Consider the following 12,900-nt stretch of genomic DNA (forward strand, 5'->3'; position numbering starts at 1 on the left):
GTGTTGTGACCGATTCGAGCATCGGGGTCTGTCTGTGGGAGCGAGCAGGGGAGCGAATCCGCACTGGATAGTACGGATTCGCTCCCCTCAGCGGATTAAAGCACGACGGATACGAGGCCGATGAGGAGTCCGTACTCGACAGCGGTGGCTTCCTGCGTGGTGGATTCTCCAGACTTGATGTCGTCAGGGGTGTCTCTGGTCCCGGCGGCGGCGGGGCCGGCGACCCCCAGAGTCAGCAGTCCGGCGGCTGTAAGCGCGGTAGTGAGGCGACGTAGTGATGTCATGGTGGCTCCCGATTTTCTGGCCGCTGTGCACCGTCTGATGCGAGATGCGGCGTGGTCCCGAATCCCATATCGGGTGCTGTGATCATCTTCCCGGTGCGCGGGGCGGTCAATGAATTTGCGATGTCGTTACGTGAGCTTTGGGCAATCCGACATAGCGGGGAGAAGCCGTCGGTTGCTGCGCATCGGTGGAGCACCCCATGGCTCGCTTCGGTGGCTACCTGCAGTGGAAGCCGTCCACAGACGGCGGTTACGGAAGTGTCACGGTCGCGCATGAGGTGCTCTGCCGGCTGTGGGCGGGTGGTCGGTGGGGGTCCCCGTGTCCATCATGGGTGCGGGAAAAGCCGCGGAGCGATGGAGCTTTTGCCGTGCACATGTGGGCACGGGGCCAGTAGGTGCACCACGGACAGGACCGTCAGGAGTTGGCGTCGGCCGAGTCCGTCGGCTGCTCCTGCTCATCGTCGGGGGCCGAACCGGCGCCGCTCTTGGATGTCTTGCGACGGCGCTGCACACGCTGCACCTTCTCCGGTGCCGAGAGTCCGATTTTGCGCAGTTCCTCGGCGGTCCAACCGCCGGTGGTGACCGCGGTCTGGAACGCGGCGGTGTCGTTCTTCTCGGCTTCCTTGAGGGCCTCGCGGGCCTCGTCGAGGGCGCCGCGTGCGGTGATTGCACGACGGACGTAGTCCATTCGGTCGTTGAGCAGCCGCTGAGCAGCTTCTTCTGCTTGCTGGGGGTCGGTGAGCTTCGCCATGCCCCCAGGTTAACGGACGCACACTTTCCGTTCCAGAGGCAGCGCCCGCTGAGCCGGCGTTTCGCACACGTGGTGCCCCAGCGGAGCAAAGCTATGTTTTATGTGCCATAAAACGGGTGCACCGTTAGCCCGTGGGGCTTTGCGGTGGCACACTGGTCGTGTGGGGCCCACTGGGGTGGGGGCGCTGCGCTGGGCCGAGAAGGAAAGAGAGGTGCTGTGGTGGAGCAGGAGAATCCGCGTCGGGTGTGGAAGTCGAGGCGCAAGCGGATTGAGGGCAAGACCCAGTACGTCCGGGTCTCCATGTCAGAGTCAGAGCGGGCTCAGTTGATGGTGCTGGAGCAGCAGACCGGGCTCTCGCCCTCGGCATTGATGGTCGAGGCGGTGTTCGGTTCGGCGGATCCGGTGGCGGTGCAGCTGCGGCGGAACCAGCTGGCCGAGCTGATCCAGATGCGACAGCTGATGGCCACGATCGCCAACAACGTGAACCAGATCGCCCGGCACGCCAACAGCACCGGCGAGGTGCTGCCCGAAACGGTCGAGACCTTGCAGGAAGCCCGCCGCTTTGGAGCGGACGTGCTGGCCAAGATCGAGGAGTTGATCCCGTGATTCCGAACATCACCAAGGGTGACAAGCCGGTCGGGCTGATGAAGTACCTCGTGGGTCCGGGCCGGGCCAACGAGCACACCGACCCGCACCTGGTGGGCGGCTCCCCGCTCATCATGGCGTGGCACGACGACGTGCAGCTCAACGAGGAAGCCGCGGTGTCCATCGCCCGCGAGATCGACCTGAACCGACGCGCCTTCGGAGTGGAAGCTGACGCCAAGCACATCTGGCACTGCTCGTTGTCGATCCCGTACCAGGAGCGGGAGGTCACCGATCAGGAATGGGCCGACATCGCGAGTAAGTTCATGGACGAGATGGACTTCACCGAGGCCGGGGCCAAGGCCGCCTGCCAGTGGGTCGCGGTGCATCACGGGCGTTCCACCAAGGGCAACGACCACATCCACATCATGGCCTCCACGATCCGTGGTGACGGCACGAAGTGGGCCGATGGCAACGACTTCGCCCGGGCGCAGAAGGTCGCCCGGGGTATCGAGAAGGACTTCAACCTCATCCAGCTCGGCAACCACTCCGAACGGTGGTTGCAGCAGGGAGAGATCACCCGGGACAGCACCAGGGAACCGACCCGGTTCGCGCTGGAGCGCACCGTGCGGGCGTGCGCGGTGGCCGCTGAATCGGAGGCGCAGTTCGTGCGGCAGCTGCGTCGGGCGAAGCTGCTCGTGCACCCGCGGTTCGCCGCCGGCACCGACTCGGTGGTGACCGGGTACTCGGTGGCGGAGCGTCCGCCTAAGGGGATGCGGCCGCTGTGGTTCGGGGGCGGCAAGCTCGCCCAGGACCTCACCCTTCCCTCTCTGCGGACCCGCTGGCCGGACACCCCCGAGTTCGCCCAAGAGGCGTCGGATGAATGGATGGCGGCCAAGCGGCACCGCCGCATCGTGCACCCCGACGCCCCCGGTGCGGCCCTGGACGAGGAGACCGCCCGGAGGTTGGCCGGAGAGTTGAAAGAGGTGCGCCGGCGGCTGGTCACCATCGCACCGGACGACCACCAATCCTGGGCGCACGCGGCTCGTGAAGCCTCCGGGGTGTTCGCGGCATGGTCCCATGCGACCGAGGACGGGCAGGGGCCGCTGGGGCGCACTGCCCGGGTGCTGGCACGGTCCGCGCACCGATCTGGGGTGAAAATCACCACGCCGCTGGAAGCGCCGCTGCGCACCAGTGGCACCACGGCCTTCTTGTTGGCGGGCACCCGGGCGCCGTCTCCCATGGCGCAGGCGCTGATCATGAATCAGATGCTGCGGATGACCCAGGCGTTCTACGAGATGCACCAGACCAACAAAGAGCTGCGCGAGACCCAGCTCATCAATGACGCCTTCGAACAGCACCTGGCCGTGGTGGCCGGGCCCCTGCCCGAGGTGGAGGCTCCCGTGCCGGCGCGCGCTACCTCCCATGCCGGCCCCGCGCGTGAGCGCGGGGCGCTGCGGGAAACCCAGGGGCCTACAACTACGGCCCGACCCTACGTTGAGCACACCCGAGACGAGCACGGAATGGAGCTGTAGCGATGAGCACACAACCCGACGGCGTGAACGACCTGCTCTCCCGGGACCTCCAAGCGGCGATGGCCGTGGCCGGCCGCTGGGGCGAGATGATGGCCCGCCAACGCGCCGAGCGACTCCGCCAACGCCTCATGGAACACCAGCACCGGCGACGCGAGCTCGAAGAACGCTTCGAAGCCGAACGCGCCGTGATGCGCACCGAACTCGCCCCCGTGGACCAGGACCGATTCTGGGAGACCGCCAAGCCGGAAGACATCGCCGGCCACTACGGACTGGCCCGGCAGTGGGAGCACCACGACGAAGTCGCCCGGGCCGCACGAGGGCGGATCGAGAAGGAAGTGAAGGACCGGCACGGATTAAACGTGGAGGACTACCTGACCGACCACGCACGGGAACAGCAGCGCACCGACTCTCCCGACCACGAGCTGGCGGCCCGCGAAGCAAATGACGCGCAGCGCGACCACGCCGAAGCAACCCGCCACGCTGCAGTAGCCGCGCAAGGCGACCTGCAGAACGACACGGACACCCGCCACGCGGCCGCCGACGCCGAAGAACTCTGGGACTCCGGAGACCGCCGAGCACGCCTGGCAGACAGCCTCATGGCCGCCCTTGGTGGCACCGAAGCAGGCCGGGACGGTGTCCAGGCCCGTCTGGCCGCCGAGCGAGATCAGGGCACGCCACCGATCGACGCGGTGAGGTCCATCCAACGAGGTCCCAAGGCCCGCAAAACCATTGGTCGCGGCGCGGGGCGCCAGAGGGACATGGGCCTGGACTGAACCGCGTTCCCACGGAGGAGCCGTGCGTCCCCCGTCCCTGCCCAGTCGTGTATTGCTATACGGAATGAGGTGAAAGCCTGGGTCCCAATGGAGGCGTAGCGACGCCCCTGTGGTACGCCTAAATGGCACCCTATGTCGTGCAACCGATCATGTCCGCTTAGTTGATAGTCTCGAGAGCAACCTTGGCAACGACGAAGCGGCCGATGGCAAAGCCTGGCACATTGATCTTCGAGGCCACCAGCTGAACCATAGTTAGGAGCCGCCCGTGCGCCTCGCACATGTCACGATTAGCAACTTTCGGGCCCACTCATCAACAGTGATCCCACTGTCTCAGCTTGGGTGTCTTATCGGTGAGAACAATGCCGGAAAATCATCCGTGCTTCATGCGATTCAATTTGTTCTCGAAGACAAGAAGCTCAACGCTGAAGATTTCAGGGATCCAGCACTGCCAGCCAGCGTGACTTTGCGGTTTGAAGAAATTGACGAGAACGATCTGCAAAGGGTGGGCGAGACGCATAGGGATCGAGTCGCTAGCATGCTGACAGATGGTGTGCTCACGATCGTGCGTTCCCAGGAATTCGATGGAAAAGCCGAGTCTAATTATCTAAAGCTCACCCCGAGTGACCCAATGTGGAGTTACGATGCGCTTGATTCTGCGACCAAAGGGAAGCGGGCCACCCAACTCCGCCAGGCAGCGGTCGAGCTGCTGCCACCGATGGAGGGCGTGCTGGGCGACTCACCAACTAAACAAGACGTCAAGGATGCTTGGGAGCAACTAGTCGCGCAGCTTCCGCCGGAGGAACTAACAGAGACCCCGACTTCCTATCCCACTGGGATTGGACAGGCTGTCAAGCCACTCCTTCCTTCCGTGATCTACATTGAAGCGGTTAAGGACGTTTCTGTTGAAGCCAAATCGACCGGAACCTCCGCATTTGGCAAGCTTCTCGAGTTGCTATTCAATGAAGTGGCGGACGAGTTCAGCGACATTAACAAGCAGTTCCAAGCGGTCTATCAAAAGCTCAACAGATCCCTGAATGACGATGGACTGGAAGTCGATGATCGACTTGATGCAGTACGGTACATTGAGTCAACGATTGAGGAATTTGTTCAGGCAAGTTTTCCTGGCGTTTCACTCCGTATGAACGTCCCTGCACCCACCTTGTCAATGCTGCTGTCTGTTGCCGAGTTGCGTGTCGATGATGGGCACGATGGCTTGATCTCCAGTAAAGGTGACGGACTCAAGCGCACCGTGCTCTTCGCCCTCCTTCGCGCCTATGCAAACATCCGAAGCACAGGTCTGAACGGCGGCGCTCAGAGCGAGGCTCCCAAGCCGCCCTACATTCTCCTCTTTGAGGAACCGGAACTGTACCTTCATCCGCGAGCACAGCGTCAGCTGATGGAAGCTCTCGGCACGTTCGCGGACGAGCATCAAGTACTGGTGACGACGCACTCTCCTGGATTTTTTCGGCCCGGGACAAAAGGATTTGCGAGGCTCCAGAAAACCTCGAATGGCGTATCGATACATCCGGTCGACCTCGCACTCAAACATCGCGATGCATACCAAATCGTCCAGCATGAAAATAACGAAGCAGCATTCTTTGCTCAATGCGTTGTTCTAGTTGAAGGCGATAGCGACACTTTCACATATCCACATTTGGCTAGGCTTTTCACATCCGAATGGGATGATGTAGATCGAAATATTATGTTCGTCAAAATCGGCGGAAAGGGAAACATTAGCCGATATAGGCAATTTTTCTCCAGCTTCAACATCCCAATTCATGTCATAGCGGACCTGGATGCGCTCGTGCGAGGATTCGAACACCTGACTAAGAATGAGGATGTGCGGACGGAGCACTCAAGGCTGATGAGCCTGATCAGCGATGCTATCACTGAGGTAAACGACCCCAACAGTAATAGCGTCCGCAGCATCGTGAGCCGGCGAACGGCGAGCCAACTTTGGTCTGCAGCACAGTCCCACCTCGCGGATTGGCGACACGGCCCCAGTGAGGATTTGGCTCGCCGGTTAGATGAAACACTCACCGAACTTTTCGATGCGGGGAACGGTGACGCTAAGCTAGCACAGCTAACTGATCCCTCATCAAAGAATATTTCTGCGGCGCGCGATTCCGTAATTTCGTCTTTGGCCGAAGAGAATGTGTACGTTTTGAGGCGCGGCGATCTGGAGACCTACTGCGGTACAAAGGCAGGGAGTGACAAGGTCGCGATAGCTATCGAGTTCTGTAGAACCACCACAAGCATCGAATCCTTGCGAGAGGTACACGGTGAGGATGCTGACAGTGTTGCCAACGAACTCGAAGGTATATTTTCAAGGATCTACGGCTGAGGGATGTGGGTCAACGGTCCGATGTCCATCACATCAATTCCGCGAGATCCTTTCACTTGACGAAAGATATGCAAGCTGACTTGCACCTACGTAACGGACACTTAGGGCTCGAGGACCGAGCTTGCTCGCCGTGCACCCTGTCGCTGCCTGGGCAGACGCCCGTAGGCAGGGTGGGACGAGTTCTCGCATCTGTTTCTACTCGTCCTGCTTCAGCGCCGATAATTGCGATTATGTAAAGTCACAACGACTCTATTCGCGGTTTCTGCACATCGTGAGGTTCCGGGTAACGGCCCCGATGCTCCCCCAAGTGCCTTCTGACCTGGGCTTATCCTGCTTGATCACCGCGGGGTGACGTGCAGTGCGGGATGCGAATGGCACCTGGACCTACCATGCCCATTCGGCTTCTGGCCTGGACTTTTCCGGCGGTGATTGCGGTACACGCAATCTGTGTGCGAGTATCGCAAGCATCTTCTGACATCCAAGGACGACTCATGGGCCACGATGGCGAGAACGTGCGGTTCGTTCCCTTCGGTGGGCAAGCCCCCGATCCGGACGTCTTCCTGGCCAGTGTCCTGGATGGGTGGGGTGCTCAGCAGCGGGCGAAGGACTTCGCGCCGGCGACGATTCGCACCCGGCGCAGCGTCGTGATGAGTCTGGTGGACTTCTCCGGGCGCTACCCGTGGGAGTGGACGCTGTCAGACGCGGACGACTTCTTCTCCCACGCCCGCGCGGTGCGCAACCTCTCCCACGGGAGCGTGCGCTCCTATCAGGGGGCGATCAAGCTGTTCTGCGACTACGCCTGCGATCCGCACTACGACTGGTGCGAGCAGGCCGCGAGGTCGTTCGGGCAGGTCTTCGCCCAGGTCGTGACCGAGCTCAACCGCCTCACCCATGCCCAGCCCACCGAGGCGCGCCCGGCCAAACGCCCTTTCACCCAGGCCGAGCTGCAGGAGCTGTTCGACCTGGCCGATCTGGAGGTCGAGCGGATCCTGGTCTCCGGGCGCAAGGGTGCGGTGGCCGCCTGGCGCGATGCGATCGCGTTCAAGACGGCCTACAGCTGGGGGCTGCGCGCCAACGAACTGCGGCACCTGCAGGTCGTGGACTTCTCGTCCAACAACCGGGCGCCCTATCTCGGCGGCCACGGCGTGCTGCGCGTGCGCTGGGGAAAGTCCCACCGCGGCTCGGCGAAGAAGGTCCGCTCCGTGCTGACCGTCTGGCCCTGGTCAGCGGAGATGATCCAGGACTGGATCCGCAACGGGCTGCCCCGCTACGGGCACCCGGTGAGCGACCTCTTCCCCACCAGCACCGGGGCGATCGTGGGCGAATCGCATCTGCTCGGGCGGCTGCGTGCCTTCATCGATGAGCTCGGTTTCCCGCCCGGGCTCGATCTGCACTCCTTCCGCCGCTCCTACGCCACACAGCTGATCACCGGGGCGGGCTTCGACGTCACCTTCGTCCAACTCCAGCTCGGTCACGAGCACGCCGCGACGACCTCGATCTACTCCCTGCCCTCCCCCGACTACCAGCGACTGGCCCTGGAACGGGCCCACGACCGCACCATCCAGGCAGCCCTCGGGCTGCCCGCACCCAGGAGAGCCCCATGAGCACACGCGAGATCACCTACACCTGGCGGGTCCGCGAGATCATGGCACGCCGCGGCGTGCACACCGCCAAAGACCTCGCCGAACTGCTGCACGAACGCGGCATCACCCTCACCGCCAACGCCGTGTGGCGCATCGTGACCCAGCAGCCCGAGCGGATCTCCTTCAAGGTCCTCGTCGCCCTCTGCGACGCCCTCGAGGTCACGCCCAACGACCTGATCACCTACACGGCCACCGACGCCAAGACCGCCCGGCAACACCGCGCGGCCGCCGGTGAAGACCTCCCCGACCTCCGCCACTACCGCCCCGTGCGCGCCCGCATCATCGACGACGACAATGACTGACCCCTGGCGCCCGGCCACCGACGGCAACGGATCCGCCCGGCCCCCCACGCTCACCGGCCTCCCCACCCCGAACAAACGCGGCCGACCCCGCTCGGCCGGGCCCCACGCCTGCGACCGCTGCCACCAGCAGGTCGCCAAGATCCGCCTCCACTGGCCCGACGGGGCCATCTGCGGGGCCTGCTTCACCGAAGCCACCCACACCTACGGCACCTGCCCGCACTGCGGGGAACACCGCATGCTCCCGGGTCGCTCCACCGAGAGAGAGCCCCTCTGCCGTGACTGCGCCGGCATCACCACCGCCCTGACCTGCACCCGCTGTCACCGCGAGGCCGAGAGATTCCGGGCCGGGCTCTGCATCCGTTGCGCGCTCACCGACGACCTCACCACCGTGCTCGTCCCCGGCGAGGACCTACGCCTGCACCGGCTCATCAAAGTGCTCACCGCAACCCAACGACCCGAAAGCGTCTACACCTACATGCGCCCAGGCACCCGGGCCAGGACCCTGCTGGAAGCCATCGGCAACCGTGAAATGGCGCTCACCCACGACGCCTTCGACCGTCTCCCCCGCTCGAACGCAACCGAACACCTCCGGGCTCTGCTCGTCCACCACCGCATGATGGACGCCCGCGGCAACGAGACCCTCGCACGGTTCGAACACTGGCTCACCACCAGGATCGCGGCCCTGCCCGACGACGGCACCGCCCACCTCATCGAACGCTTCGCCACCGAGCACCACCTCGAGCGCATCCGCGCCCAGGCGGCCGAGCCCGACACCGATCTCCAGGCCAGCACCCATACGGCCAAACAAGAGATCACCGAAGCCGGGAAGTTCCTCATCTGGCTCCGAGCACACCACCACGCGACCGCCCAAGAACTTCAGCAACTCCACCTCGACGACTACCTCAGCGCCGGCCCCAGCACCCGCAAGCACATCCGCGCCTTCATCCGCTGGCTCAACCACGACCAAGACCACCGCACCGGGGCACTTCAGGTGCCGTTCCGCAACGCCCACTCCACGCCCATGATCACCCAGACGCAGCGCCTCGAGCTCCTCCGAAACTGCCTCGAACACCGCCAGGTCACCAGCTCCACCCGCCTGGCCGGGCTGATCCTGCTGCTGTGGGCCCATCCCCTGAACAAAATCGTCCTGCTCCGCCGGGAACACCTCACGGCCACCCCGGACGGCATGCTCCTCACCCTCGGGACCACCCCGACAGCCATTCCCGAAGCGCTCACCGAGGTGTTCTGGCAGCACCTGCAGGATCCCGGGCACCAGAACACCATCAACACCGGCACGCCGTGGCTGTTCCCTGGCACCCGTGCGGGCCGGCACCTGCACCCGAACACTCTCTCCGGCAGGCTCAAAGTCCTCGGCATTGACGCCCAACGCGCCCGCAACGCCACCCTGCGCGACCTCACCCAAGAAGTCGACGCACGAACCCTGATCGATCTCCTCGGCTACAGCCCCGACATCATCGCCCAGCACGCCGCCCGATCCGCCACACCCATGTCCGACTACATCGACCTGAAACACCAACAGCCCCGATGACCCACGATCACCGAAGAAACGGATAACGCACTTTCCCATCAATGAAATCATATTGCTCTCATGCCCCCCGCTGTCTACGGATTGGTCAGTGACTGCTCGGCCGCGCCCGCAGGCCTTGGCTGTGTTTTCCCCAAGGGCAAGCTAGCTAGGATGCCGCCTGGTTATGCACCAGTCCCGGTGTTAGTGGGTGCCGTAGGTGATTAGTGGTGCCCACAGCCAGGGTTGGGGCCATTGGTCGGGGTGGTGGTGGAGCCATTGCCGTTTGGCTTCGGCCAAGGCGTGGGACGGTGGGTGTCCTGCTCCTAGAAGGATCCAGCACCGGGCCATGACCGCGGCGGTGGCGGCATCGTCGATGGCGTGCAGGGATCCGATCACGGTGGTGGACCCTCGTAGTAACAATGCGGCCGGGAAGCCGCTGAGTTCGCTTCCCTCGATCGTCTCCATGGTGGAGTGACAGGACGAGAGCACGCTGTAGCGCGGCGCGGACCACCTCAGGGCTTCCGCGGCGGTGACGCTGGTCCCGTCGGGCAGCAGTTTGGTCTGCCCCCACCCGGTGCGGTCCTGACTGCCGTGGACCCCCAGAGCGAAGACTTCGTAATCGCGCCCGGCGCCTCCCAGCGCCTGGTGCAACGCCGCAGCGCCCTCGGCCTGGTCCACCGGCGCATGGCTGTTAGCCATGGCCTGACTCTCCGTTACGGCATGGGCAAGTCGGTGGTGGTCGTAGACGCTCAACCATTTTGGGGCCGCATCCTCTGGGGGCCGGCTGCTCAAGGCATCGGTCATCGCCAAGGAACCCGTGAACACCACATCCGCGCAGTCAATGAGGAGTGTCTCGTCGTCGACGGCGAGGTTGTCGAAGGGTATCCCGAGCAACCCGGTAGGAACGATGACCAGTTCCACGGGCCACTGCCCCCGGTTGTCCCGTAGGTAGGTGCGCAGTGGTTCGGGCAACAACAGGAAAGCCAGCGCAGCGTGAACAGTCCAGAAGTCCGCCTCTTCAAGGGAGAACTCCCCAATGTATGGCAGAAGACTTAGCCCACAGGTGCTTACCACCTGATCGCCGTCGGGGACGGTCACGGCCCAGAACAACCGGTCCTGCCCACCGGGCGTGGGCGCCGGAACACGGTAAAGCTGCAGCACAGCGCGTGCGCGCCCGGCCGCGAGGCCTTGGCGCACCAGGTGTTCCGATCGCAGCACCGGTAGCTGACCGAAGTCAGCGAGCACGGAGGCCGGCCCGATGACACTGGCGGCCGCTTCCAGTGCCGCGGCCTGATTGGCGGTGATGTCGGCGACCGATCGGGTTGTCCAGGACCGAGACGCGTCTTGATCGGTGATGTCACGGATGTCAGGGACCGCGGCATTGGCGGCCACGATCCGGCTGGCGGCCTCGCGCACCACCTGACCCACCTCGGGGTTGGTCGACAGTTCTCCCAGCAGCAGGCCCACCCGGTTGCGCCGGACCGCTTCCATGACCAGTTCCGCCGCCTGAGCATCCCCCAGGCGCACGGCCAGATCGGCGGCATCGGGATAGACCTGGGCGTGTTCCTGGGCGACGCGAGCCCGCTCCGCCGGGTGGGTGACGGTCAGCAGGTGCACGGCCAGACAGTGCACTGCCTGCAAGGAAATCTGCATTTCCTGCTCCGGGGAAGTGTCCCCGTGCTGATGGCGGTGGGCTTCCAGCACCGTCGACCAGCATTCCAAGCTCAGGGGGGCATCGAGGTGCCGGCCCTCCACGACCAGCTCCCCAGCCGCCTCCCGGGCAAGAGCCTCCACCAGCTCCCAGTTCGCGGTCTCAACATTGATTTGAGCATTGCGCCGGTGCCACAACGCCAAAGCCGCCTTCAACCGCGGATGATGAGTCGAAACCGGTCCGGCCAGCACTTCCTCGAGCCGCGCCAACACCCGCTCATCCCCCGGCGTGCCCAGCCGCGCCGCCTCCAACAACGCATTACGACGAAGAGCGCCTTCCAGCCCGATGTGGCTAAGTTCTAGAAATTCGTCTGTGGCTTCAGCAGTTTTGATCCGATGGGTTGCAGCTGAGACCAGCATGCGGGCGCGGCTCAGTCGCACAGCTGAGAATCCGTTGCCGCCGTAGCCTTCATAGGCGTGGCAAGCAGTGCGGAACAAGCTCAAGGCAGTGTCGACTGCTTCCTCGCGAATACGAGTGTCCCCGCGATGATAGAGAGCGGTACCTTGATTGAGGCATGCATTGCCGATTGCCGCAGTCAGGGTTCGGTCGCCCCGGGCGTGAAGAAAATCCAGTACCTCCTCCACCGTCTCCAACCGATCCGGCAGATCCGCCTCCTCCGCCTGCCGACGCACCAACTGGAGAACAAAGGACAGTCTTTCCTGGGCAACTTTAAGGTAGGTCGTCCAGTCCCGCATGATGGCCGCGTTGGACGTCCGAACCCCAAACAGTGGCCGGATGAGATCACCGTCTCCGTTGTCCTCGGCGGCGAGTTTTTCAAGCTCCTGCTCTACTGCTAGAAAACCAGGTCGATCCCCCACAGCACGCGCCAGCCCCGCCTTTCCCATCAAGGCTCGAGCCAGATAATAAGGACGCTGGTCACGGATGCTTCCAGCCAGCTCGAGGCGGAGGTTAATGCTCTGCTTCCAGTCGGTGTAACGACCCAAAGCAGAGGTGCAGTCACTGATGAGGCTAGCTGCGGTGAGGGCGACCACGGTGCGGGTGATCCGGTCCTCCGGCAACCACCCAGGAGAACCGGCCGCCAATCCGGGCATCCACGGCTGGTCACTGTCCATGGCCTGCCGCCCAGCCTCCATCGCACGATAAGCGAGTTCCAGTGCCTCGGGTAGATCCGTGTTTAGACGGGCATACCTGGCCGCGGCCTCCAGCGCCCAGCACAGAACATCCGGGTCCCCGAGGTCCTCCGCCTCGGCCACCGCCTGAGCAGCCACCTGCCGCGCGATGGGTGTCTCCCATTGGGCGCGGTTATCGCGTTGGGCTGTGGCGGGATTCGCGACGGAGGTCAAGAGCCCCAAAATTTTTTGGGTTCGGCACACCGAATTTGTTAGGTCGGAGGACAGAGCAACTAATCGCTGACCGGCCTCACGCACCACGGCCTTAGACGGCCTTCCAGGCGGGGTCCGGTTTGCGCGGGGCCTGAAAGTGCTCCGTG

The 12,900-nt window shown here is 63.8% G+C and carries 9 protein-coding genes; 7 read left to right on the forward strand and 2 right to left on the reverse strand.

Annotated elements, in window-relative coordinates:
- Positions 1–696 precede the first annotated feature (696 nt).
- The gene (locus QYM41_RS16275) at positions 697–1,032 is read right to left on the reverse strand and encodes a hypothetical protein (RefSeq protein ID WP_368800823.1); all 336 of its coding nucleotides are present in this window, start codon (positions 1,030–1,032) and stop codon (positions 697–699) included.
- Between the two features lie 216 nt (positions 1,033–1,248).
- Between QYM41_RS16275 and mobC the strand changes: the two genes are divergently transcribed.
- The 7 genes from mobC (at position 1,249) to QYM41_RS16310 (ending at position 9,760) form a co-directional block, all read left to right on the forward strand.
- A complete protein-coding gene (gene mobC, locus QYM41_RS16280) occupies positions 1,249–1,638 on the forward strand; it encodes a plasmid mobilization relaxosome protein MobC (RefSeq protein WP_368800824.1) in 390 nt (129 codons plus the stop codon).
- The gene (locus tag QYM41_RS16285) at positions 1,635–3,149 is read left to right on the forward strand and encodes a relaxase/mobilization nuclease domain-containing protein (RefSeq protein ID WP_368800825.1); all 1,515 of its coding nucleotides are present in this window, start codon (positions 1,635–1,637) and stop codon (positions 3,147–3,149) included. The genes mobC and QYM41_RS16285 overlap by 4 nt, the downstream gene beginning before the upstream one ends.
- A gap of 2 nt (positions 3,150–3,151) precedes the next feature.
- Positions 3,152–3,922, forward strand: a complete 771-nt coding sequence (locus QYM41_RS16290; RefSeq protein ID WP_368800826.1) for a hypothetical protein — start codon at positions 3,152–3,154, stop codon at positions 3,920–3,922.
- Positions 3,923–4,187: 265 nt separating this feature from the next.
- Positions 4,188–6,266, forward strand: a complete 2,079-nt coding sequence (locus tag QYM41_RS16295) for an ATP-dependent nuclease (RefSeq protein ID WP_368800827.1) — start codon at positions 4,188–4,190, stop codon at positions 6,264–6,266.
- A 491-nt stretch (positions 6,267–6,757) separates the two neighbouring features.
- The gene (locus tag QYM41_RS16300; RefSeq protein WP_368800828.1) at positions 6,758–7,870 is read left to right on the forward strand and encodes a tyrosine-type recombinase/integrase; all 1,113 of its coding nucleotides are present in this window, start codon (positions 6,758–6,760) and stop codon (positions 7,868–7,870) included.
- Positions 7,867–8,211, forward strand: coding sequence for a helix-turn-helix domain-containing protein (locus QYM41_RS16305; RefSeq protein WP_047803140.1), 345 nt, complete (start codon positions 7,867–7,869; stop codon positions 8,209–8,211). The genes QYM41_RS16300 and QYM41_RS16305 overlap by 4 nt, the downstream gene beginning before the upstream one ends.
- Positions 8,204–9,760, forward strand: coding sequence for a site-specific integrase (locus QYM41_RS16310; RefSeq protein WP_368800829.1), 1,557 nt, complete (start codon positions 8,204–8,206; stop codon positions 9,758–9,760). The genes QYM41_RS16305 and QYM41_RS16310 overlap by 8 nt, the downstream gene beginning before the upstream one ends.
- A 180-nt stretch (positions 9,761–9,940) precedes the next feature.
- Here the strand turns inward: QYM41_RS16310 and QYM41_RS16315 are convergent, their stop codons facing one another.
- A complete protein-coding gene (locus QYM41_RS16315; protein WP_368800830.1) occupies positions 9,941–12,841 on the reverse strand; it encodes a CHAT domain-containing protein in 2,901 nt (966 codons plus the stop codon).
- Between the last annotated feature and the right edge of the window lie 59 nt (positions 12,842–12,900).

The organism is Kocuria oxytropis, from assembly GCF_040981195.1.
In the GTDB taxonomy this organism is placed as follows: Bacteria; Actinomycetota; Actinomycetes; order Actinomycetales; family Micrococcaceae; genus Kocuria; species Kocuria oxytropis.